Source organism: Cupriavidus sp. TMH.W2 (genome assembly GCF_050847365.1).
Lineage (GTDB): Bacteria > Pseudomonadota > Gammaproteobacteria > Burkholderiales > Burkholderiaceae > Cupriavidus.
Map to the genome: position 1 here is coordinate 2,225,859 of NZ_CP193792.1, position 21,592 is coordinate 2,247,450.

At 66.3% G+C, this 21,592-nt stretch carries 18 protein-coding genes and 5 tRNA genes; 7 read left to right on the top strand and 16 right to left on the bottom strand.

Annotated features, from left to right (window positions below):
• Positions 1 to 50 precede the first annotated feature (50 nt).
• From ACREYQ_RS10195 to gltX, 4 genes are all read right to left on the bottom strand, one after another.
• Positions 51 to 127: transfer RNA gene (locus ACREYQ_RS10195), tRNA-Asp, on the bottom strand.
• Between the two features lie 69 nt (positions 128 to 196).
• Positions 197 to 272, bottom strand: a tRNA-Glu gene (locus tag ACREYQ_RS10200).
• 66 nt (positions 273 to 338) lie between these two features.
• Positions 339 to 414: transfer RNA gene (locus ACREYQ_RS10205), tRNA-Ala, on the bottom strand.
• Between the two features lie 274 nt (positions 415 to 688).
• On the bottom strand, positions 689 to 2,095 hold the full coding sequence (gene gltX, locus ACREYQ_RS10210) for a glutamate--tRNA ligase (RefSeq protein ID WP_432257513.1): 1,407 nt from the start codon (positions 2,093 to 2,095) through the stop codon (positions 689 to 691).
• 246 nt (positions 2,096 to 2,341) lie between these two features.
• On the opposite strand from gltX, the gene ACREYQ_RS10215 reads away from it, so the two are divergent.
• Positions 2,342 to 3,262 (top strand): patatin-like phospholipase family protein, encoded by a 921-nt coding sequence (locus ACREYQ_RS10215; RefSeq protein ID WP_432257514.1) that lies wholly within the window; start codon positions 2,342 to 2,344, stop codon positions 3,260 to 3,262.
• 75 nt (positions 3,263 to 3,337) lie between these two features.
• Here the strand turns inward: ACREYQ_RS10215 and ACREYQ_RS10220 are convergent, their stop codons facing one another.
• The 5 genes from ACREYQ_RS10220 to ACREYQ_RS10240 all read right to left on the bottom strand — a co-directional run bounded on the left by ACREYQ_RS10220 (position 3,338) and on the right by ACREYQ_RS10240 (position 10,225).
• A complete protein-coding gene (locus ACREYQ_RS10220; RefSeq protein WP_115014183.1) occupies positions 3,338 to 4,024 on the bottom strand; it encodes a C40 family peptidase in 687 nt (228 codons plus the stop codon).
• A 406-nt stretch (positions 4,025 to 4,430) separates the two neighbouring features.
• Positions 4,431 to 6,092, bottom strand: a complete 1,662-nt coding sequence (locus tag ACREYQ_RS10225; protein WP_432257515.1) for an ABC transporter ATP-binding protein — start codon at positions 6,090 to 6,092, stop codon at positions 4,431 to 4,433.
• On the bottom strand, positions 6,089 to 7,225 hold the full coding sequence (locus ACREYQ_RS10230; RefSeq protein WP_432257516.1) for an ABC transporter permease: 1,137 nt from the start codon (positions 7,223 to 7,225) through the stop codon (positions 6,089 to 6,091). The genes ACREYQ_RS10225 and ACREYQ_RS10230 overlap by 4 nt, the downstream gene beginning before the upstream one ends.
• Positions 7,222 to 8,274 carry a microcin C ABC transporter permease YejB gene (locus ACREYQ_RS10235; RefSeq protein WP_432257517.1) on the bottom strand — a complete coding sequence of 351 codons (1,053 nt, stop codon included), beginning with the start codon at positions 8,272 to 8,274 and terminating at the stop codon, positions 7,222 to 7,224. The genes ACREYQ_RS10230 and ACREYQ_RS10235 overlap by 4 nt, the downstream gene beginning before the upstream one ends.
• Before the next feature lie 49 nt (positions 8,275 to 8,323).
• Positions 8,324 to 10,225, bottom strand: coding sequence for an extracellular solute-binding protein (locus ACREYQ_RS10240; RefSeq protein WP_432257518.1), 1,902 nt, complete (start codon positions 10,223 to 10,225; stop codon positions 8,324 to 8,326).
• 209 nt (positions 10,226 to 10,434) lie between these two features.
• Here ACREYQ_RS10240 and fabI point away from each other — a divergent pair, with 209 nt between their 5' ends.
• Entirely contained in the window at positions 10,435 to 11,223 is a 789-nt protein-coding gene (gene fabI / locus ACREYQ_RS10245) for an enoyl-ACP reductase FabI (RefSeq protein WP_432257519.1), read from the top strand.
• A 101-nt stretch (positions 11,224 to 11,324) separates the two neighbouring features.
• Here the strand turns inward: fabI and ACREYQ_RS10250 are convergent, their stop codons facing one another.
• Both ACREYQ_RS10250 and ACREYQ_RS10255 read right to left on the bottom strand, forming a co-directional pair.
• Complete coding sequence (locus ACREYQ_RS10250; protein WP_432257520.1) at positions 11,325 to 12,569, bottom strand: MFS transporter; 1,245 nt, start codon at positions 12,567 to 12,569, stop codon at positions 11,325 to 11,327.
• Positions 12,570 to 12,887: 318 nt separating this feature from the next.
• Complete coding sequence (locus ACREYQ_RS10255; protein ID WP_432257521.1) at positions 12,888 to 13,031, bottom strand: hypothetical protein; 144 nt, start codon at positions 13,029 to 13,031, stop codon at positions 12,888 to 12,890.
• Positions 13,032 to 13,257: 226 nt separating this feature from the next.
• On the opposite strand from ACREYQ_RS10255, the gene ACREYQ_RS10260 reads away from it, so the two are divergent.
• On the top strand, positions 13,258 to 13,509 hold the full coding sequence (locus ACREYQ_RS10260) for a DUF1488 domain-containing protein (protein WP_432257522.1): 252 nt from the start codon (positions 13,258 to 13,260) through the stop codon (positions 13,507 to 13,509).
• A 307-nt stretch (positions 13,510 to 13,816) separates the two neighbouring features.
• Here ACREYQ_RS10260 and ACREYQ_RS10265 read toward each other — a convergent pair.
• Positions 13,817 to 13,893 (bottom strand) — tRNA-Arg (locus ACREYQ_RS10265).
• A gap of 51 nt (positions 13,894 to 13,944) precedes the next feature.
• Positions 13,945 to 15,201, bottom strand: a complete 1,257-nt coding sequence (locus ACREYQ_RS10270; protein ID WP_432257523.1) for a GGDEF domain-containing protein — start codon at positions 15,199 to 15,201, stop codon at positions 13,945 to 13,947.
• Between the two features lie 412 nt (positions 15,202 to 15,613).
• Between ACREYQ_RS10270 and ACREYQ_RS10275 the strand changes: the two genes are divergently transcribed.
• A tRNA-Pro gene (locus ACREYQ_RS10275) sits at positions 15,614 to 15,690 on the top strand.
• A 107-nt stretch (positions 15,691 to 15,797) separates the two neighbouring features.
• On the opposite strand, the gene ACREYQ_RS10280 is transcribed toward ACREYQ_RS10275, so the two are convergent.
• Together ACREYQ_RS10280 and ACREYQ_RS10285 are read right to left on the bottom strand one after the other, a co-directional pair.
• Entirely contained in the window at positions 15,798 to 16,532 is a 735-nt protein-coding gene (locus tag ACREYQ_RS10280) for a DNA polymerase III subunit epsilon (RefSeq protein WP_432257524.1), read from the bottom strand.
• A gap of 114 nt (positions 16,533 to 16,646) precedes the next feature.
• The gene (locus ACREYQ_RS10285; RefSeq protein ID WP_432257525.1) at positions 16,647 to 17,168 is read right to left on the bottom strand and encodes a hypothetical protein; all 522 of its coding nucleotides are present in this window, start codon (positions 17,166 to 17,168) and stop codon (positions 16,647 to 16,649) included.
• A gap of 585 nt (positions 17,169 to 17,753) precedes the next feature.
• Here ACREYQ_RS10285 and infA point away from each other — a divergent pair.
• From infA to ACREYQ_RS10300, 3 genes are all read left to right on the top strand, one after another.
• Positions 17,754 to 17,975 (top strand): translation initiation factor IF-1, encoded by a 222-nt coding sequence (gene infA, locus ACREYQ_RS10290; protein WP_008641674.1) that lies wholly within the window; start codon positions 17,754 to 17,756, stop codon positions 17,973 to 17,975.
• A 249-nt stretch (positions 17,976 to 18,224) separates the two neighbouring features.
• The gene (locus ACREYQ_RS10295) at positions 18,225 to 18,701 is read left to right on the top strand and encodes a SixA phosphatase family protein (protein ID WP_432257526.1); all 477 of its coding nucleotides are present in this window, start codon (positions 18,225 to 18,227) and stop codon (positions 18,699 to 18,701) included.
• 345 nt (positions 18,702 to 19,046) lie between these two features.
• Entirely contained in the window at positions 19,047 to 19,886 is an 840-nt protein-coding gene (locus ACREYQ_RS10300; protein WP_432257527.1) for a GNAT family N-acetyltransferase, read from the top strand.
• Between the two features lie 71 nt (positions 19,887 to 19,957).
• On the opposite strand, the gene ppx is transcribed toward ACREYQ_RS10300, so the two are convergent.
• Positions 19,958 to 21,490, bottom strand: coding sequence for an exopolyphosphatase (gene ppx, locus ACREYQ_RS10305; protein ID WP_432257528.1), 1,533 nt, complete (start codon positions 21,488 to 21,490; stop codon positions 19,958 to 19,960).
• Between the last annotated feature and the right edge of the window lie 102 nt (positions 21,491 to 21,592).

The following is a 21,592-nucleotide window of genomic DNA, read 5'->3' on the forward strand; positions in this document are numbered from 1 at the left end:
CCCTCACCCAAAGAAAAACCCGCATGGCGCGAACCATGCGGGTCTAGTTTTGGCGGAGTGGACGGGACTCGAACCCGCGACCCCCGGCGTGACAGGCCGGTATTCTAACCGACTGAACTACCACTCCTTAGTCGGCTGCCGTTTCAAGCTGATGCTTGAGACGACATGCTGGGCGTCTGATTACGCCCTGCTGTTATGGCGTCCCCTAGGGGATTCGAACCCCTGTACTCACCGTGAAAGGGTGATGTCCTAGGCCTCTAGACGAAGGGGACAGAAACTTGTCTTGCAACACGTTCCGTCTGGCGCCACCCGATACTGCCTGGATGACGCTGAAATCTTGGTGGAGCTAAGCGGGATCGAACCGCTGACCTCTTGCATGCCATGCAAGCGCTCTCCCAGCTGAGCTATAGCCCCATGGTACTGCCATTTACTGCAACTTGCTGCGTTTTCGCCTGATTTAACTACCGTTTCAAGCGAAGCCAAGATTATATATCAACTGCTAATCTTTGCAAGCTCCCGTTTTGATTTTTTCGCATTCTCTTTCGCCGTAAAACCAGCTCCGGAGACCGCGAGAACCCTTTCGGATTCGTCAGCCCGCTCGGTCAGTGACCGCGCTGCAGGGAGAACGAGATTATGCGCAAGTCCGGCCCGAAGCGCAAGCCCCCGGCGCGGACTTTTGCATGATTTTTTACGCGTTGGACACCGCGCCCAGGCGGCGCAGCACCGTGCCGCGGCCGAACAACTCCAGCACCGCGTCGATGCCGGGGGTCTGCAACTGGCCGGCCACCAGCAGGCGCACCGGCATGGCGAGCTTGGGCATCTTCAGACCGAACTCGGCCAGCACCGCCTTGAAGGCGGCGCCGATGGCCTCACGCTTCCACTCCGGCAGCGCTGCCAGCTGGGTCGCCAGCGCGGCCACCGCAGGCTGGATCTCCGGCGTCAGGTGCTCGGCCTTGAGCGCGGCGTCGGCCTGCGGCTCGCCACGATAGAACAGCAGCGCGGCCTGCGCGACTTCCTTCAGCGTATTGGCGCGGTCCTTCACCAGTGCCACCACACCAACCAGGTCGGCGCCTTCCACCTTGCCGCCGAGTGCCTCGATGAACGGCTGCGTCAACGCGGCCAAGCGCTGGTTGTCGCCGGTCTTGATGTAGTGGTTGTTCAGCCAGGCGAGCTTCTCGGGGTTGTACTGGGCGGGCGACTTGCCCAGGTGATCCAGGTCGAACCATTCCACGAACTGCTCGCGCGAGAAGATCTCGGCGTCGCCGTGGGCCCAGCCCAGGCGCGCCAGGTAGTTCAGCACGGCCTCGGGCAGGTAGCCCTCGTCGCGGTAGCCGGTCACGCTCATCGCGCCATGGCGCTTGCTCATCTTCTCGCCCTGCTCGTTGAGCACGGTCGGCAAGTGGGCGTAGACCGGCGGCGTGCCGCCCAGCGCGCGGATGATGTTGATCTGGCGCGGCGTGTTGTTGACGTGGTCGTCGCCGCGGATCACGTGGGTGATCTGCATGTCGAGATCGTCCACCACCACGCAGAAGTTGTAGGTGGGGGTACCGTCCGGGCGCGCGATCACCAGGTCATCGAGCTCATCATTGGAGATCTCGATGCGGCCCTTGACTGCGTCGTCCCACACCACGCTGCTGCCGATAGGGTTCTTGAAGCGGATCACCGGGTCCACGCCGGCCGGCGGCTCGGGCAGGACCTTGCCCGGTTCCGGACGCCAGAAGCCGTTGTAGCGCGGCTTCTCGCCGCGCTCGCGCTGGGCTTCGCGCAACGCGTCCAGCTCTTCGGTGCTCATGTAGCAGCGGTAAGCCAGCCCGGCCTCGACCATCTGCGCCACCACCTCGCGATAGCGGTCCATGCGCTGCATCTGGTAGAACGGGCCCTCGTCGATGTCCAGCTCCAGCCAGGCCATGCTTTCCAGGATCACGTCGACCGCTTCCTGCGACGAACGCTCGACGTCGGTGTCTTCGATGCGCAGGATGAAGTCGCCCTGCATGCGGCGGGCGAAGGCCCAGGGATAGAGCGCGGAGCGGATGTTGCCGAGGTGGATGAAACCGGTCGGGCTCGGCGCAAAGCGGGTGCGGACGCGTTGGGTCATGGTCAGGGGCAGAAACAAGAAAGCCCGCGCGCAGCGGCGCGCAGGCTGGTGTATGTGCAGGTCTTGCATTATACCAACGCGTATCGCCCGCCCCGCCCCGCGTGCCGGCGCCGTGCGGAATCATTTATGCTTGCGCCGGTCTGAGGTGATGCCGGTGATTCAGGCAATGCGGCGCCACCCCCAGGGAGGTGCGCCCGCGTCACATTCCTGTATCCGCCGGCCCCACCTGTTTACTGATCCCGCTTCATGCAACGACGTCATTTCCTCGGCATTTCCGCCGCCGCCCTGCTGGCTGGCTGCTCGTTCGGCCCGCGTCCCGCGCCGCCGGTCGCCACCACGCCGCCAGCGCCGCGGCCCATCAAGATCGGCCTGGCGCTGGGCGGCGGCGCGGCGCGCGGCTTTGCCCACATCGGCGTGATCAAGGCGCTCGAGGCCCAGGGCATCCACGTCGACCTGGTCACCGGCACCAGCGCCGGCGCGGTCGTGGCGGCGCTGTACGCCAGCGGTCTGAACGGGTTCCAGCTGAACAAGCTGGCGCTGACCATGGACGAGGCCGCCATCGCCGACTGGGCCCTGCCCTTCGGCACCCGCTTCGGCGGCTGGCTCAAGGGCGAGGCGCTGCAGAACTACGTCAACCGGCTGGTGCAGAACCGGACCATCGAGGCCATGAAGCTGCCGCTGGGCATCGTCGCCACGGACCTCAAGAGCGGCGAGAAGATCCTGTTCCGCCGCGGCAACACCGGCCAGGCCGTGCGCGCGTCGAGCAGCGTGCCCGGCGTGTTCCAGCCGGTGTCGATCCAGGGCCGCGATTATGTCGATGGCGGCCTGGTCGAGCCGGTGCCGGTGGATTCCGCGCGCAGCATGGGCGCGGACTTTGTCATCGCGGTCAATATCTCGGCCGAGCCGTCGGCACAAAAGAACGCCGGCCAGAGCGGCGTGCTGCTGCAGACCACCGCGATCATGGGCCAGTCGATCAACAAGATGGCGCTGGCGCGCGCCGACGTGGTGATCCGGCCGGAATTGCCCGACATGGGCGGCAGCGACTTCAACGCGCGCAACCGCGCCGTGCTGGCGGGCGAGCAGGCCACCGCCGCGGTGATGGCAACGCTGCGCCAGCGGCTGGAACAGGCCCGCCTGACGCCGGCTGGCGCGGTCGCCGCGCAATAGCCGGGGAGGCCGGATCCGGCCAAAGCAAAAAAGGACTGCCGCGGCAGTCCTTTTTGCTTGTAGCGCAGCGAAACCTCAGCCGCCGTACATCGATGCGCGGGCGGCGTTGGGGTCGTAGCGCTTGAGCGTCTCGACCATGTCGCCGAGGCCTTCGACGCGGCTGCTGCCGTCCTTGCCATCGTCGATGCGGCGGGCACCGTTGTAGCGGGTCACCCAGTACGTCGCGCGCATGTCGTCGACACGGATCTTGCTGCCCGTGGACGGGGCATGCACGAACTTGTTGTCGCCGATATAGATGCCGACGTGCGAGAAGGTCTGGCGCATGGTGTTGAAGAACACCAGGTCGCCCGGACGCAGGTCGCTGGCTGCCACGGTGGTGCCGACACGGCTGATTTCGACAGAGCGGCGCGGCAGCATGAAGCCGAAGGTGTCCTGGAACACGTAGCGGACAAAGCCGCTGCAGTCCAGGCCGGATTCGGGGCTGTTGCCGCCGAAGCGGTAACGCACGCCGATCAGGCCCAGCGCGTTCATGACCAGGTCGCCAGCCTTGCTGGCAACATTGCTGGTGGAATTCACCACCGACGACAGCAAGCCGCGCTTGCCTTCCGGATGCGAGTCCGCGGCCTGGGCCGTGGCATCGATACGGGTGTCGGCATCCTTGAATACCGTGTCCGCCAGCACTCCATTCGACACAGTCGCACCGCAGGCAATGGCAATTCCGACAGCGGCGCGCGCCAGGGAATGAAGCACCGATCGCTGCATTGGTTCTCCCGTTGAACGTTCCAAAGCAAGCCCCGGCACAAAGTCCGGGGCGGCTGGGTATCTGTGAATTTCGCGCGGTCGTTTCAGGAACGTCGCATGAAAATCCTGTGAACTACGGGGGCGAACCTTACGCAACATCTGCGCCAGGCGATCTGGCCGGTCCTGCACCGCAAACGTGCGTGGCATGCATCGATGCGACGGACGGACCACCCCCAAAAATAGTTCTGGCGGGATGGTAAAGGGTTGTCATTCACATGTCAAAGTTCGTTACAAATTCGGCGGATTTGGCTTCCGAATCAAAGATATAGGCAGGTTTTCGCATCTTCTTTGTCGGATTAATCCTATCGATCGGTGCTAGCCGGCCGGTACTGCGGCGCTGATGGCCCCCAGCACCCGCGCCGGCCATTCAAGCCGCGCCGACCTGCGCTGCCGCCATCAGCTTGCGCGTATAGGGATGCTGCGGTGCGCCCAGCACCACTTCGGTATCGCCGGCCTCGACCACCTCACCCGCCTTCATCACGATGACCCGGTGCGCCATGGCGCGGATCACCGCCAGGTCGTGACTGATAAACAGGTAGCTGAGGTTGTACTTGTGCTGCAACTGGGACAGCAGCGCCAGCACCTGCTGCTGGATCGACACATCCAGCGCCGAAGTCGGCTCATCCAGCACCAGCACCTGCGGCTTGAGGATCAGGACCCGGGCAATGGCGATGCGCTGCCGCTGCCCGCCCGAGAATTCGTGCGGATAGCGCCCCAGCGCGGTGCGGTCCAGTCCGACCTCGCGCAGCGCCTCGATCACGCGCTGGCGCGTGCCCTCGCGCGACAGCCCGGGCTGGTGCAGCGCCAGGCCTTCGCCGACGATCTGCTCGATGGTCATGCGCGGCGCCAGCGATCCGAACGGATCCTGGAACACCACCTGCATGCGCGCACGCAACTGGCGGCGATCGTCGCGGGTGGCGGTGTCGAAGCTGCGCCCGAGGAAATGGATGGTGCCCGCGCTCTTGCGCTGCAGGGCCAGCACGGTATGCGCCAGCGTGGTCTTGCCCGAACCGGACTCGCCGACGATGCCCAGGGTCTCGCCCTCGCGCAACTGGAAGTCCACGTCCTTGACCGCGGCGAACTGGTCCTTGCCGAACCAGCCGGCCAGGCCACGGCGCTTGCGCGCATAGTTGACCCCCAGCTTGCGCGCCTCCAGCAGCATCGGCGCCAGCGGCACCAGGGGCAGCACCTCGCGCCGGGGGCGGCTGTCGATCAGCTTGCGGGTATAGGGATGCTGCGGGGCGGCGAATACCCTGGCGGTCTCGCCGGTCTCGACCAGCACGCCCTTCTCCATCACGCCCACGCGCTGCGCAAACGCGCGCACCAGGTTGAGGTCGTGCGTGATCAGCATCACCGCCATGCCGAACTCGGCCTGCAGGTCGCGCAGCAGGTCCAGGATCTGCGCGCGGATGGTCACGTCCAGCGCCGTGGTCGGCTCATCGGCCAGCAGCAGCTTGGGACGGCACGCCAGCGCCATGGCGATCATGGCGCGCTGGCGCTGGCCGCCGGAGAGCTGGTGCGGAAAGCTGTCGAACCGGTGGGCGGCGTCGCTGATGCCAGTGCGCTCCAGCAGCGCGATGGCGCGCTCGCGCGCGGCGCGGCGGTCCAGGCCCTCGTGCAACGCCAGTGTCTCGACGATCTGGTTGCCGATGGTGTACAGCGGGTTGAGCGCGGTCATCGGTTCCTGGAAGATCATCGCGATCTCGGCGCCGCGGATGCCGCGCATCTCGCGGTCCGATACCTCCAGCAGGTTCTTGCCCTCGAAGCGGATCGCACCGTCGTAGTAGGCGTCTTCCACCAGCCGCAGCATGGCCAGCGCGGTCACGGTCTTGCCCGAGCCCGACTCGCCCACCAGCGCATAGCGCTCGCCGGCGCGCAGGTCGAAGCTGATCTCGCGCACGGCGCGGGTGGCATGCTCGCCATGGCCAAAGGTGACGGACAGCTTGTCCACGCACATCAGCGTGGAACCGGGTGCCGGCACCGCCGCCGGCACCAGATCCGGCTGGATCACGGGAGACACCGCGGTCATGGCGTGGCCTCCGGTGCCGCCCCGGTGGGCGCGCCCGCCGGGACCTTGGGTTCAACACGGCCGCGCAGCGCGGCCAGGCCCAGCCGGGTATCGAAGGCATCGCGCAGCGCATCGCCCATGAAGGTCAGCAGCAGCAGCGTGACCACCAGCACCGCGAAGGTCGACAGCGAAATCCACCACGCGTCCAGGTTGGCCTTGCCCTGCGCCAGCAACTCGCCCAGGCTGGGCGTGGTCGGCGGCACACCCAGGCCGAGGAAGTCCAGACTGGTCAGCGCCAGGATCGCGGCGCTCATGCGGAATGGCAGGAAGGTGATCACCGGCGTCAGGCTGTTGGGCAGGATATGGCGCCACATGATCTGCACGTTGGACAGCCCCAGCGCGCGCGCCGCCTTGACGTAGTCGAGCGAGCGGTTGCGGTAGAACTCGGCGCGCACGTAGTCGGACAAGCCCATCCAGCCAAACAGCGACAGCAGGATGATCAGCAGCGCCAGGCTGGGCTCGAAGATCGAGGCGAAGATGATCAGCAGGTACAGCTCGGGCATCGAGCTCCAGATCTCGATGGCCCGTTGCGAGAACAAGTCGAAGCGCCCGCCGAAGAAGCCCATCAGCGCGCCGGTCAGCGTGCCGACCAGCATGCCGATCACCGTCAGCGCCATCGCGAACAGCACCGACACGCGGAAGCCGTACAGCAGCCGCGCCAGCACGTCGCGGCCACGGTCATCGGTGCCCAGCCAGTTCTCCGCGGACGGCGGCGCCGGATTGGGCTCCTTGGCAAAGTAGTTGAGCGAGTCGTACGAATACTGGTTCAGCGGAAACACCGCGAAATTGCCGTTGCTGGTGATGCGGTCGCGGATATACGGGTCCAGATAGTCGGCGGGCGTGGCGAAATCGCCGTCAAAGGTGGTTTCGGGGTAGACCTTGACGATGGGGAAATACCATTCGCCCTTGTAGTGCACCACCAGCGGCCGGTTGCTGGACAGCAGCTCGGCGCCCAGGCTCAGCACGAAGATGGCGACAAAGATCACCAGGCTCCAGTAGCCGCGCCGGTTGCGGCGAAAGCGCTGCCAGGCGCGCTGGCGCGGCGAGGGCGAATGCGGCAGCCCGTTGGGGGCCGCGTGCGTGAACGGTTTCATCGGTGCAGGCCTTCGAAATGGATGCGCGGGTCCACCAGCACGTAGCAGACATCGGAGATCAGGCGCGTGACCAGCCCGATCAGCGTGAACAGATAGAGCGTGCCCAGCACCACCGGATAGTCGCGCCGCAGCACCGCCTCATAGGACAGCAGGCCCAGCCCGTCCAGCGAGAACAGCGTCTCGATCAGCAGCGAACCGGTGAAGAAGGCGCCGATGAACGCCGCCGGGAAGCCGGTCACCAGGGGAATCAGGGCATTGCGGAACACATGCTTCCACAGCACGCGGCGCTCGCCCAGGCCCTTGGCGCGCGCGGTCAGCACGTACTGCTTGCGGATTTCCTCGAGGAAGGCGTTCTTGGTCAGCATGGTCACCACCGCGAAGCTGCCCACCACCGACGCCGTGATCGGCAGCACCAGGTGCCACAGGTAGTCCATCACCTTGCCCATCAGTGACAGCTGCTCCCAGTTGTCGGAGGTCAGCCCGCGCAGCGGGAACCACTGCACGAAGGTGCCGCCGCCGAACAGCACCAGCAGCAGCACGCCCAGCACGAAGCCCGGAATGGCATAGCCCACCAGCACGATGATGCTGGTCACCACGTCGAAACGGCTGCCCGCCCGGATCGCCTTGGAGATGCCGAGCGGCACCGATATCAGGTAGGTCAGGAAGAAGGTCCACAAACCGATGCTGACTGACACCGGCAGCTTGGACTTGACCAGCTCCCACACGCTGCGGTGCTGGAAGTAGCTTTGCCCCAGGTCGAACTGCGCAAAGCGCTTGAGCATCAGGAAGTAGCGCTCCAGCGGCGGCTTGTCAAAGCCGTACAGAGCCTGGATCTCCTTGATCTTGTCGGGGTCGACGCCACGCCGCCCACGGTATTCGGCGCCGCCGCCGCCGCTGGCTTCGCCAGCGCCGCCGCGCCCTTTCAGTTCCATCATCATCTGTTCGACCGGACCGCCCGGCACGAACTGGATCACGACGAAGGTCAGCGTGATAACCCCGATCAGCGTCGGGATCATCAGCAGGATGCGCTTGAGCAAATAGGCAAGCATGGCCCGTTCCTTCCTTTTTCCTTGCCGAACGCGTCAGCGCCCGTGCGCGTCAACGGGCCTGCGCCTGCAGGTCCGTGCGCCACCAGTGGCTCAGGATCCAGCCTTCAGCCGTGTAGTAATACGGAAGCCGCTCCGGATAGGCCAGCGTCTTGCGGTATGCGACCCGGTGCGAGGCGCTGTACCAGTTCGGCACGATGTAATAGCCATGCATCAGCACCCGGTCCAGCGCGCGCCCGGCGGTGACCAGTTCCTGTCTGGTGTGGGCGTGCAGCACATTGTCCACCAGCTTGTCTACCACCGGCGATTTCAGCCCGAACAGATTGTCCGAGCCCGGCGTGGCGGCCGCCTCGCTGGAGAAGCGGTCGCGCAATTCATTGCCGGGGCTTTGCGAGTCGGGGAAGCGGATCGACACCATGTCGAAGTCGAAATCTTCCAGCCGCTTCTGGTACAGCGCGAAATCCGTGGTGCGCTGGTGCACCTGGATGCCGAGCTTCTCCAGGTTGCGCACATAGGTGGTGATCACGCGGCTCATGGCGCCGCCGTCGTCAAGGAACTCGAACACCAGCGGCTCGCCCTTGGCATTGCGCAGCGCGTCATCGGTATAGGTCCATCCGGCCTGGGCCAGCAGGCGCCGCGCCAGGCGCAGGTTGTCGCGCAGCGAGCGCGGCGCCGCGGTGCTGGGCTGGACCACGTCGGGGCCGAACACCTCCGGCGGCAGCTGCGCGCGCAGCGGCTCCAGCAGCATCAGCTCGCCCGGGCCGGGACGGCCATCGAAGGTGGCGCTGGCGGCCAGTTCGCTATTGGAGAACCAGCTGTCCAGCCGCTTGTAGGCACCGTAGAACAACTGCCGGTTCAGCCATTCGAAGTCCAGCGCAAGAATCAGCGCCTGGCGCACGCGCACGTCCTGGAACACCGGTTTGCGCAGGTTCATGACATAGCCCTGCATGCCGGCGCCGTTGCGGTGCGGGAACTCGGTCCTGAGCAGTTCGCCAGTGCGAAAACGCGTGCCCTGGTAGCTCTTGGCCCAGTTCTTGGCCTTGTATTCGACGATGGCATCGAACTCGCCGGCCTTGAAGGCTTCCAGCCTGGCGGTCTCATCCTTGTAGAGCCGGTAGACCACGCGCGCGAAATTGAAGGTGCCGCGCCGCACCGCCAGGTCCTTGCCCCAGTATTTCGGGTCGCGCTGGAAGATGATGCCGCGGCCGGCGTCGTAGCGCTCGATCAGGTAGGGCCCGCTGGCGACCGGCGGCTCGAAGGTCAGCTTTTCAAACGGGACCTTTTCCGTCCACTTCTTCGAGAACACCGGCAGCGAGCCGACGATCAGCGGCAGTTCACGGTTGCGCTGCTTGAAATCAAAGCGCACCGTGCGCTCGCCGGTGACGACCACCGCCTTCACATCGCTACACATGCTGCGATAGCCCGGGCTCGAAGCCTTGCTCATCAGCATGTCGTATGAATACTTGACATCCGACGCGAGCACCGGGTCGCCATTGGAGAAGCGCGCCTGCGGGCGGACCGTGAACGCGACGGACAATTCGTCCGGCGCCACCGTGACGTCCTCGGCCAGCAAGCCATAGGCGCTGGCACTCTCGTCGGCGCTGCTGATCAGCAGCGACTCGAACATCAGCGCGTTCAGGCCGGGCGCGGCCGTGCCCTTCAGCGTGAACGGGTTGAACTTGTCGAAACTGGTGCGCCGGTCCGGATTGGCGAGCGTCAGCGTGCCGCCGACCGGCGCATCCGGATTGGCATAGTCGAAATGGTGGAAATTCTCAGGGTATTTCAGGTCCCCGTGCAGGGCGAAGCCATGCGCCGCCAGGGCCGGACCGGAGCAGAGTGACCCCCCCGCCGCCAGCGCCATCGCCAGCCCCATTGCCACCCACCCGCGCAGTACTGCATCCCGCCGGAAGCACTGCCATGCCGCCTGAAGCGGCCAACGTGCTTGAATAGGCATCCCTTTGGATTCCTCCGCTATGACCTGTCGGGCCCGGCATTCTGCGGCCGGGCCAAGTATGAGACAATTTTACATGCGTCCGGGGTGGCCCCAGCCATCCGGACATTCCCTCTGCGCGGCGCAATAAAAGGGCCGCAAGACAGCCCGGCACCCGCACGGCCGCATGGCGGACGCACGAAGCGTGCCTGATACACCACCTTGGAGAATTTATGGGATTTCTGGCAGGTAAGCGGATCCTGATCACCGGCTTGCTCTCGAACCGCTCGATCGCCTACGGCATCGCCTCGGCGTGCCAGCGCGAAGGCGCCGACCTGGCCTTCACCTACGTCGGCGAACGGTTCAAGGACCGGATCAGCGACTTTGCCAAGGAATTCGGCAGCGACCTGGTATTCGAGTGCGACGTCGGCAGCGACGAGCAGATCGCAGCAACCTTCGCCGCGCTGGGCCAGCGCTGGGAAAAATTCGACGGCCTGGTGCACTCGATCGGCTTCGCGCCGCGCGAAGCCATCGCCGGCGACTTCCTGGAAGGCCTGTCGCGCGAAGGCTTCCGCGTCGCCCATGACATTTCCGCCTACAGCTTCCCGGCACTGGCCAAGGCCGCGCTGCCGCTGCTGTCGGACAAGGCCTCGCTGCTGACGCTGACCTACCTGGGCGCCGAGCGTGTGGTCCCCAACTACAACACCATGGGCCTGGCCAAGGCCTCGCTGGAAGCCAGCGTGCGCTACCTGGCCGCCTCGGTCGGCCCGCGCGGCATCCGCGCGAACGGCATCTCGGCCGGCCCGATCAAGACCCTGGCCGCCTCGGGCATCAAGGGCTTCGGCAAGCTGCTCGGCCACTTCGAGGACGCCGCGCCGCTGCGCCGCAACGTCACCATCGAAGAAGTCGGAAACGTGGCCGCCTTCCTGCTGTCCGACCTGGCCAGCGGCGTGACCGGTGAAATCACCTATGTCGACGGCGGCTTCAACGTGGTCGGCGCAAGCCTCGCGGACGCGGAGTAAGCCCGCCCGCTTGCGGGACGCGATTGAAGAAGGGGTGCCGATGTGGCACCCCTTTTTCGTTCCTTGCGGATGTACGGGCGCACCAGGTGCACCCGCACGCCTTACGCCGCGGCGGGCGCCCCCTGCCGGCCCATGCTCAGCATCGACCAGGCATAGACCACCAGTCCGCCCAGCGCCAGCAGCAGGCCCACCCAGCCGGTCGATTCCCAGCCATAGCCGGCGGCAATGGTGACGCCGCCCAGCCACGCGCCGAGCGCATTGGCCATGTTGAAGGCCGAATGATTGAGCGCCGCGGCCAGCGTCTGCGCGTCGCCGGCCACATCCATCAACCGGATCTGCAGCGCCGGCCCCAGCGCCACGGCGGTGCCCACCAGCAGCACATTGAAGGCCGCCAGCCAGGCATGCGGCGCGGTGAAGGTGAAGGCGCCCAGGACCAGCGCTGTCCATACCAGCACGCCGCCGATGGCAGGCATCAGCGCCTTGTCCGCCAGCTTCGCGCCGGCCAGGTTGCCCGTCACCATGCCAATGCCGAACAGCGCCAGCACCACCGGGATGCCCGCCGCCGGCATATGCGCCAGCTCCAGCATGGTCGGCTTGATGTAGCTGAACACCGAGAACATGCCGCCGAAGCCGATCGCGCCGATGCCCAGCGTCAGCCACACCTGCTTGCGCCTGAGCGCCGACAGTTCGCGCAGCGGGCTGGCGCGGCGGTCGGCCGGCACGAATGGCACCCAGCGCCATACCAGCAGCGCCGTCAGCGCGCCGAGCGCGCCGACGATCAGGAAGGCCGAGCGCCAGCCCAGCCAGGTGCCGACGGTGGCCGCGATCGGCACGCCCACCAGCGTGGCAATGGTCAGGCCCAGCATCACCAGCCCCACCGCCTGCGCGCGCCGCGCACGCGGGACCAGGCTGGCGGCGACCAGCGCCGCCACGCCGAAATACGTGCCATGCGGAAAGCCCGTGAGCAGGCGCGCCACCATCATCGACAGGTAGGAAGGTGCCAGCGCGCTGGCGACATTGCCGGCGGCAAACGCCGCCATCAGCGCGATCAGCAGGTTGCGCCGCGGCCAGCGCGCGCCCAGCACCGCCAACAGCGGCGCGCCGATGACCACGCCCAGCGCATAGGCGCTGATCAGGTGACCGGCTTGCGGGATGGAGATGGCGAGGTCGCTCGCGGCATCGGGCAGCAAACCCATGATGACAAACTCGCCGGTACCGATGGCGAAACTGCCGACGCCGAGTGCCAGCAGCGGCAGGCGGCCGGATGGATTGCTATCGCGGGAAGACAGGAAAGCGTCGGCGCCGCGGACGGGATCCGCGGCCGATTGTGCATGTGGGGCGGCCATGTACAGGATTGCAGGATGTTCAACAAAATGCCGCCCGCTGACGGGCGAGGTCAGTGCCCTCGCCTCTGATCGATCCAGCGTGCTCCTGTGCGGCGCGCAGGCCGTATTGTGCGGCAAAACCGCAAAATTTGCCGGCGCTGCCCCGGGTCAGTCCTGGAACCGGTGTCGCGCGCGCTGGGCTTCAGGGTGATCCCGCCCCACGCGCACCAGGCCTTTGCCCGCGCGGATGCGGCCAGAGTGGTTGATTGCGGGGCGCCGGTAGTCGACAAGCTGCGGCTGGCCCGCCGGTCGGAGTGGCTGCTGTGCCACCGGCTTCAATCACTTTTTTTTCTTGGCGACATCATCGTGCCCGCCCCGAGCCTGGGCCTGGGCCGTGCTGAATGGGGAAGCCGGCACGGATGGCTTCTTCGGTTGCTTGGGTTTCTTGGCTTCGCGGCTGCTGCGTAGTTGACTCTTGGCCATGATGAACTCCTGAATGGCTTGCCTGGAGGTAATGGCAACACCAGCATACGCGCTAAATCGCCGGCCAAATAAATAACTTTCCGCAGGGAGCGGCCATGGGCTCTGGCAAGGGATGGCGAACAGGTGCCCGGCTTCCGGCAAACAGGCGCATACTAGGGTCGGCAGCACTCGCCGGCGCCTGCAAGCCGACCTTGCACGGCGTTCCCTCACCGGACAGGAGTCTGCAATGGCACTGAACTTTCCCAATCCCAGCCGCAGCTACGATGCGGCGCGGCACTGCGTTTGCTTCTGGGGCTACGACAACGCGCGCGAAGTGGCATTCCAGGTCACTGACGCCATCCTTTTGCGCCTGAGCCATCAGGGCGCCGCTGAAGAAGCCGCCCTTCTCGCCACCTTCGACGATCATCGGGACCAGATCCTGGAACTGGCCAGGGAGCTCTACAACCCTGGTGAGCGGACCACCTACACGATCTGCTGAACGGCCGGCCGGCACCGAGTACCCATATCCATGCGGTGCCAGCGGGACGGCATTGCGCGACCAGATTGACGACGCCGGCCTGCATGGGTTCGTCATGCTGGTTGAAGGTTGTGATGCGCACCTTCGCGTTGCCTTGATCGGGACGCGACTTCGACGTCGAGTGGTCCAGCCACCGCCGCGCGTGCGGTGGGGGCGACGTTCCGCGCGCTGGGGGCGGCTGCCAAGCAGGCAGATTCAAAGCCAGCCCTGAAGCAAGGGGCGGGGCCCCATGGGCGATCGCACGGCGTGGGCGATTGCCTGTAAACCGTGGCGCGTCCTAGAGGACTCGAACCTCTGACCGCTCGCTTAGAAGGCGAGTGCTCTATCCAACTGAGCTAAGGACGCGAAGGCGTGCATTCTACCGCAGCGCCGCATCGTGGTGACAAGGAGCAAGTGTCAGGACGCCACCCGCGGCTGGCCGCGCGTGACATAGCGGCCATCGGGCGCGGGGTCGGCAACGCCATCGGCCCCCGCCGGGTGCAGCGACACGCAATTGCGCCCCTTCAGCTTGGCGTCATACAGCGCGCGGTCGGCTCGGCGCATCAGGGCATCGGCGCCTTCGCCGGGCTGGCGCGAGGCCACGCCGATGCTGACGGTATAGGCGATCGGGTCAGGCTCGGACGGACACGGCGTGGCGCGCACCGCCGTGGCCAGCTGCAGGCAGGCCAGCCGGCCCTGCTCCAGCGCAGTGTCCGGCATCACGATGGCAAATTCCTCTCCACCGAGGCGCCCCACCACATCGACCTGGCCACCCGTCTTGCGCAGCAGCCCGGCGAAATGCCGCAGCACGCTATCGCCCGCAAGGTGGCCATAGACATCGTTGATGGCCTTGAAGTGATCGAGATCGACAAAGGCCACCGTCAGCGGCTTGCGTTGCCGCTCGGCGCGCAGGCATGCCGCCTCGAGCGCTTCCCAGAATGCGCCGCGCAGCAGCACGTCGGTCAGGTCATCATGCCGCGCGCGCCGCTCCAGCATGCGGCGCAGCCGGTCGTGCGCCATCAGCGCAAAGCTGACCGACACGCCCACCAGGGCAAAGACATTGAGCATGGCGAGCTCGCCGTCCCACGGCATCGACCGCGGCCAGGCGCCGTCCTGCGCCACCACCGCCAGCGGCAGCGACACGGTCCATGCATTGATGGCCGCCGCCGCGATCACGATCAATGCCAGCGACAACGCCGCCAGCCGGCCCGTGCCGCGCGTGGCGGGCACTGACCGAATGACACTGCGTGCCAGGTCCAGCAGCACCACGATGTGGCACGCGCTCAGCAGCGGCGCCAACTCCGGCAGGGCCACCGGCACCCCCAGGTACTGCGGCGCCAGGTCATGCCAGGCCACCCCAGCCGCGGCCGCCAGGTTCAGCGCCAGCAACAGCGTGGCACGGCCGGACCGTCCCGCGAAGTGACGCGCTCCCACCACCATCACCGAGAGCGCCGCCAGCAGCGCCAGGTCTGTCGACTCCCGCACCAGCCACATCGGGCGCAGTTCCTGCACCGCCGCCAGGGCCGCGGCAAGCGCCGCCAGCACGCTCCCCAGCGCCCAAGACGTCAGGCCGCTGCGATCCATGCCTGACGACCGGCGCAATACGACGCAAACCACCCCCATCTGCAGGGCAAACAACCCTGCGATGAGCACAACTATGTGCGACTGAAACATCTTTATTCCCGTCCAAGGCAACAAGCGGCGCTCCGCATGGCACCGCGCTTCCCTGCTTCTTTGCCGGTCCTGTACCGGACCGTTGTTATCAATTGCCGCACATCCCGCTTCAGGCCGGCCGGCGCCGCCAGCCGGCAAACGCAAGCACACCGGGCCGCTCGCCGGGGGCGGGAGCGCCGTCCTTGTTTTGGTGATCAGGTCAGTCCGGAAGGAAATACGCCAACCGGGCGTTCCCAACAGCACGCCGGTCGGACTTGAGCGGTGTGCGGGATTATCGCAGCGCGCAAACCCAAGTCAAGCCAAAGCGCCCCCGCCAGAAGGGGGAGCCGGATAACAGAGTTGAGGAGGCCAAAGCGGGCTGCATTACTTCAGATTGACCACACTCCGGGGAGCGCGCTACAATCGCGGGCTTCGGAGCGTAGCGCAGCCTGGTAGCGCATCTGATTTGGGATCAGAGGGTCGTAGGTTCGAATCCTATCGCTCCGACCAGAAATATGTAGTGGAAACAACGGCTTGGATCGGAAGATCCAAGCCGTTTTTCTTTTCCGCAGCAACTTCCGCTCATCCCCAGAGGCCGGCCGCATCACTTATCACAACTACAAATCCGGCCAGATCAGTGCCCCAGCGAACAGCATTAGCACCACGGCAGCAATGACGAGCCCCCGGCCGGGCCCATCACGGCTGGTATCGACTTGCGGCATCCAGGACGGCACGGCGTCTGATCGATCCGTCGCCGCGGACTCGGCGGCAGCTTGCGCGGACGCGCTGATGGCCGCGCGCGGCACAAAATCGGGCTCGGCCAACAGGAAGCTCATGGGCGTTGGCGGGCCGGCACCCCCCATCGGCCGGAACAGCAGCTTGGACAGCGCGAGGCAATCGTCCAGGGCGACCTGCGGACGCGGCCGGAAGATATGCAGATGCTCGCACAGGGTATCGAGCTTGTGGTCGGGGACGTGGAACAAGCGGGACCAGCGCACCTGTCGCACCGAGCAGCGCCAGGACTTGTGCCGGATGTCGGGCAGCACCTTCTCCAGCATCTTCGAGTTGAAATCCGCACCGTGTGCGACCAGCACGTCGGCGTCGTCGACAATGGCACGGATGGCGTCGACGTCAAAGCGGCGGCCGCGCAGCATCTCCGCGGTCAGCCCGTGGGTGCCGGTGGCAGCCGCGCTGATCGGCACAGCGGGCTCCTGTGAGCCGTAATAGCTGGCGACCTCCCGCAACAGCCTGCCCACGCGCGGCGCCACCTCGACCAGCAACAAGCCGATGCTGACGGGCTCATCAGCTGGCATGGGCCCGGTGGTTTCGGTACTGACGATGGCGACCCGCATGGGCACTCCGGTGTGGCTGCCCGCAGGCCTGGTTGGCGGCAGCCGCTGTGATCGTTTTCCTCAAGGTTAGTGCGGGGGCGTTGTACGTCATATCGACCAGATGGGTTAAGCGGTTCAGGCGGGATGCTGGCCCGCCGCATCGTTGCGCCGCCGCTCAAGGTTGCAGTACACATCGGCCGCGACCAGCCCGAACAGCGCATGGGCGAACAGGCTTTCCCAGCCGCGAGCCTCGTCGAACCAGTTGAGATAGCGCCCGAGCACGTAGAAATTGATCAGGTACACCACCACGCCGAACGCGATGCCGACCAGCGAGGCCAGGCCCAGGCTGGAATCCAGCCGGAACGACGACAGGATCAGGGCCAGCACCGCCGCCAGGATGATAGACAGGCCGAAGTGCACCGTGCCCGCGGCCAGCACGACGGTCCAGTTGAAGGCATCCGCCGACAGCGCCTCGCGCCCCAGAATGATCGCCGCGACCATTTTCACGGTCCCCCAGGCGCCCTGGTACAGCAGAAAGCGCGCGGTCAGCAACTCCAGCACCATGTAGACCGCGCCGGCAATCAGCCCCGCCAGCACCGCGGCCCGCCAGTCGGGCCGGCAGCGGACATAGCGATGCGATTCCAGATGGAGTTCCATGGCAGTCTCCTTGCGAGATCCGGCCCGGCAAGGCCGTACAAGTCAGTTCTAGCTCATACGAGGCAAATACCAAGCCGTCCTGACTTCTTTGAGTAGTGCTTTAAGCACATTTATTGCCGGCCAGCAACGAAGGTGCAACCGACGAAGTGGCCATGCTGCAACTGCGTACGTGGTACAATGTCAAAGTAGCCCCCGGGGTGTCCGAGCATCCCTGTAACCGGGCGTTCTCACCAGCGCGCTCTTGCGAGCGAACAGCAGCCGCCGGCGCGGGCCATCCGCGACGACACCAAACTGGCGAACCACCGGGTACACCTGCCCGCCTGCTCCGCGAAGCACACGGTCTCTCCGGCCGTCCGCGGCAAGGTAATCGCCCAAGCTATCCGCGCCCGTCGGGCAATACCGCTGACACCGAGCAATCAGGCGCCACGCGCCGCAGTCCGCGTGAGCCTGCCCCGAACAACCCCAAGGCGCAGTTCGCCGCGACGGCGAAATGCGCCGCGGTTCCGCGCCGGGCCGGGCGAACCGAACAGGATTTTTGATAACGCAACCATGCAGCCTTCGCGGGCTGCCGAAAAGGAAGACAGATTGGCTAAGGAAGAACTCATTGAATTTGGCGGCGTGGTGTCGGAAGCCCTGCCTGACAACCGCTATCGTGTCACGCTGGAAAACGGCGTCGAAATCTGGGCATACGCTTCGGGCAAGATGCAGAAGCACCGCATCCGTATCCTGGCCGGCGACCGTGTCACCCTGGAAATGTCGCCCTACGACCTGACCAAGGGACGCATCAACTTCCGCCACAAGTCCTGAGTTTCCGAACGGCCCCGGCGACGCCGCATTCGCGCCCGTCGCCCGCGCCGTTGCCGTGGTGCGCCGACGCGCTGTCACGCCGCTGACACCGCGCCCGGACACACTTGCGGGCTGCCCGACCGGCAGCCTGCTTTCGTTTACGCGTCGCCCGCGCCAGGCCATGCCGGTGCCGGTGGAACGGGCAAGCGGGCGCTTGCGCCGGTCGGGCCGCTTCACCATACTCGAATCATCCCCATCGCTCAGCCCGACATGAACCTGATCCTGTGGCGCCACGCCGAAGCGGAAGACCTCCCCGATGCGCTCAGCCTGAGCCGGCATGCGGACCTGCAGCGTCCGCTGACGCGCCGCGGCCGCAAGCAGGCGGAAGTCTCGGCCAGATGGCTGCGCGCGCATCTGCCGGCCGATACCCGCGTCTTGTGCAGCCCCGCCCTGCGCACCCGCGAAACCGCGGCGGCACTGGCCAGCGAGCCTGAAATCGTGGATGCCCTGGCACCCGGCGCCGACGTCAGCGCCGTGCTGGCCGCCGTCGAATGGCCGGAGCGCCCCGAGCACGTGGTGGTGGTCGGGCACCAGCCATGGATCGGCCGCGTCGCCAGCCTGTTGCTGGCCGGCTCGGAAATGAACTGGAGCGTGCGCAAGAGCGGCATCTGGTGGCTGACCGGCCGTACGCGCGAGAGCGAGGCCCAGACCGTGCTGCGCGCGGTCATCAACCCCGAATTCCTTTGAACCCTGCCTGCGGCTTTGCGGGTGCCGGCTGACGGCGCCTGGCTCATCCTGGCCCGCCAAAATCAGAAATAGCTGATGGCGGGCGGAATCCCTCCCTACTAAAGTGGCCCCGGCGCCCCTTCCTGGCGCCGCTTGCAGGTGTCACGGAGATTCCCCATGAATGACCCCGCCGCTCGCCGGATTGCTGGCGAGGACCGCAATTCGCTGCCCGATTCGCCGCCGGATGCATCCCGGCGCCCCGCCCTGGCTAACGACGTCACGGAACCGTCATCGCCGGGTCACGGCACTGTCACCCGCCCTCACTACATTGCATCGCAACAGTTTCGTCACCAAAAGGACATACTGATGCGAGATCTGCCGACGCCAACCCAGCCGCTCTTCGACTCTCTGCCCAATGGCCTCGGCCAGACGGCGCGGAGGCGTCTTCATCGCCAATCAGATACACCGGCACATGAGTCGCCTGTTCTCAGCGTGGCGTGGGCGCGCCACCAGGATGAAGTAGTCGAGGCCCAGCGCCTGCGCTACAAGGTCTTTGCCGAGGAGATGGGCGCGCGCCTGACGTCTTCGGTGCCGGAGCTGGACATCGACATGTTCGATGCCTACTGCGACCACCTGATCGTGCGCGACATGACCACGCTGCGCGTGGTCGGCACCTACCGCGTGCTGCCGCCGCACCAGGCCAAGCGCCTGGGCTGCCTGTACGCGGAATCGGAATTCGACCTGGTGCGCCTGGCCCACCTGCGCCCCAAGATGCTGGAACTGGGCCGCTCGTGCGTGCATCGCGACTACCGCTCCGGCAGCGTCATCATGGCGCTGTGGGGCGGGCTGGGCGAATACCTGCAACGCTGGGGCATCGAGTCGATGCTGGGCTGCGCCAGCGTGCCGATGAGCGACGGCGGGCACTACGCGGCCAGCCTGCACCGGCTGTTCAGCGAGCGCTCGCTGGCGCCGATCGAATACCACGCCTTCCCGCGCCTGCCGCTGCCGGTGGAAGACCTGAACCAGCAGCTGGACGTCGAGCCGCCCGCGCTGATCAAGGGCTACCTGCGCCTGGGCGCGAAGATCTGCGGCCAGCCGGCCTGGGATCCCGACTTCAACGTGGCGGACTTCCTCACGCTGCTGCGCGTGAACGACATGAACCCTCGCTACGCCCGCCACTTCCTGGGCCTGAACAACGCCGCCTGAGCGGCGTCGCGCCAGATCCCTTCCGCTTGCGGCCGCCATATCGGCGGCCGCCCTGCTTTTTTGCTTCCGCTTCAGTCGTAAATCACCTTGTAGCGCTTGCCGATCCGCTGCCACTCGTCAGCCTCCTGCGCCAGGCTGTATTCGATCAGTGGATTGGCCTCGATCCACGCCTTCGGCAAGCGCACCGTGAAGCCTTCATCCAGCGCTTCGGTCAGTTGGCTCACGCGGATATCGGGCAAGGCCACGTCCGAGCGGCGGCGGCACAGCACAAAGGCCAGGCGCAGGCTGAACAGCATGCGCCAGTCGACAAACTTGCCGCTGCCCGACAGCTTGCCGAGCTTGCCCGCGTGGCCCAGCAGCAGCGTTGCCAGCCGCGCCTGGTCGGTCTTGGAGAAGCCCGGCATGTCGGCATGCGTGGCGATATAGGCCGAATGCTTGTGGTAGCCGCTGTGCGAGATCGACATGCCGGTCTCATGCAGGCTGGCGGCCCAGCCCAGCAGCGCCAGGTTGTCCTCGCGCCGTTCGTTGACCGGCTCCGGAAACTGTGACAGCAGCGTCTGCGCGGCGCGGCGCACGCGGCCGGACTGGGCCCGGTCCACGCCGTAGCGGCGCATGAACTGGTCCACCGTGACCGTGCGCATGTCCTCGTGATGGCTGCGTCCGAGCAGGTCGTACAGCACGCCCAGCCGCAGCGCGCCGTCGGTCACGTCCATGCGCTCGATATCGAGTTCGGCAAACACGCCGAGCATGATCGAGAGCCCGCCCGGCAGCACCGGGATGCGGTCCGGCTTGAGGCCGGTCAGCTTGACGCGGTTGGTGTTCTCGGCCTTGATCAGCGCGCGCTTGAGGCGTTCCAGCCCTTCGCGCGTGATGCCGTGCTCGGAGGTGCTGTCGTTCATGCCGTTCAGCTCGATCAGCTCGGCCAGCGCGCGCGCGGTGCCTGACGAGCCCACCGCCTGCTGCCATCCCGCGGCACGGTACTGGCGCACCAGCACCTGGATCTCGCGGCGCGCGGCCAGCTCGGCCTGCTTCATCGCGTATTCGTCGACGTTGCCGCTGGGAAAGAACTGGCGGCTATGCGATACGCAGCCGATATAGAGGCTTTCCATCAGCTTGGACTGGTAGCCGCTGCCGATGATGAACTCGGTCGAGCCGCCCCCGATATCGACCACCAGCCGGTTGCCCTGACACGCCGGCGCATCGTGGGAGGCCCCGAGGTAGATCAGGCGCGCTTCTTCGCGCCCGGCGATCACTTCGATCGGGAAGCCGAGCGCGCTTTCGGCCTCGATCAGGAACTCGGACGCATTCTTGGCCACGCGCAGGGTGTTGGTGGCCACGGCGCGCACCTGGCCCGGCGCGAACTCGCGCAGGCGGTCGCCGAAGCGCCGCAGCGCGTCGATGCCGCGGCGCCGCGCGGGCTGGTCCAGGTATTTGTCGGGCGTCAGACCGGCGGCCAGCCGGACCGGCTCGCGCAGCGCGTCGACCTGGAAGATCTGGCTGGCCGGGCCGTTGGCCGTGGGGGTCTCGTCCACCCGCCCGATCATCAGGCGGAAGCTGTTCGAACCCATGTCGACGGCGGCCAGCAGGCGTGGAGTGTTGTTCATCGTGTGCTTGGGAGGGCTGATTCGCGTTGGCGTTGCGTGGCGCGGCAGGTGCACTCTGGTGCCTTGGCCTGCCGGCGTTCGCGCCCGGGAAAAATATGTCGT

Excerpts from the sequence above, each read along its gene's own strand:
- ACREYQ_RS10295 (WP_432257526.1), top strand. The coding sequence starts at position 18,225 with ATGAACCTGATCCTGTGGCGCCACGCCGAAGCGGAAGACCTCCCCGAT.
- ACREYQ_RS10270 (WP_432257523.1), bottom strand. The coding sequence starts at position 15,201 with ATGTTTCAGTCGCACATAGTTGTGCTCATCGCAGGGTTGTTTGCCCTG.
- ACREYQ_RS10220 (WP_115014183.1), bottom strand. The coding sequence starts at position 4,024 with ATGCAGCGATCGGTGCTTCATTCCCTGGCGCGCGCCGCTGTCGGAATT.
- ppx (WP_432257528.1), bottom strand. The coding sequence starts at position 21,490 with ATGAACAACACTCCACGCCTGCTGGCCGCCGTCGACATGGGTTCGAAC.
- ACREYQ_RS10280 (WP_432257524.1), bottom strand. The coding sequence starts at position 16,532 with ATGCGGGTCGCCATCGTCAGTACCGAAACCACCGGGCCCATGCCAGCT.
- gltX (WP_432257513.1), bottom strand. The coding sequence starts at position 2,095 with ATGACCCAACGCGTCCGCACCCGCTTTGCGCCGAGCCCGACCGGTTTC.
- ACREYQ_RS10240 (WP_432257518.1), bottom strand. The coding sequence starts at position 10,225 with ATGCCTATTCAAGCACGTTGGCCGCTTCAGGCGGCATGGCAGTGCTTC.
- ACREYQ_RS10300 (WP_432257527.1), top strand. The coding sequence starts at position 19,047 with ATGCGAGATCTGCCGACGCCAACCCAGCCGCTCTTCGACTCTCTGCCC.
- ACREYQ_RS10225 (WP_432257515.1), bottom strand. The coding sequence starts at position 6,092 with ATGACCGCGGTGTCTCCCGTGATCCAGCCGGATCTGGTGCCGGCGGCG.
- ACREYQ_RS10230 (WP_432257516.1), bottom strand. The coding sequence starts at position 7,225 with ATGAAACCGTTCACGCACGCGGCCCCCAACGGGCTGCCGCATTCGCCC.
- ACREYQ_RS10215 (WP_432257514.1), top strand. The coding sequence starts at position 2,342 with ATGCAACGACGTCATTTCCTCGGCATTTCCGCCGCCGCCCTGCTGGCT.
- fabI (WP_432257519.1), top strand. The coding sequence starts at position 10,435 with ATGGGATTTCTGGCAGGTAAGCGGATCCTGATCACCGGCTTGCTCTCG.
- ACREYQ_RS10260 (WP_432257522.1), top strand. The coding sequence starts at position 13,258 with ATGGCACTGAACTTTCCCAATCCCAGCCGCAGCTACGATGCGGCGCGG.
- ACREYQ_RS10255 (WP_432257521.1), bottom strand. The coding sequence starts at position 13,031 with ATGGCCAAGAGTCAACTACGCAGCAGCCGCGAAGCCAAGAAACCCAAG.
- ACREYQ_RS10285 (WP_432257525.1), bottom strand. The coding sequence starts at position 17,168 with ATGGAACTCCATCTGGAATCGCATCGCTATGTCCGCTGCCGGCCCGAC.
- ACREYQ_RS10250 (WP_432257520.1), bottom strand. The coding sequence starts at position 12,569 with ATGGCCGCCCCACATGCACAATCGGCCGCGGATCCCGTCCGCGGCGCC.
- ACREYQ_RS10235 (WP_432257517.1), bottom strand. The coding sequence starts at position 8,274 with ATGCTTGCCTATTTGCTCAAGCGCATCCTGCTGATGATCCCGACGCTG.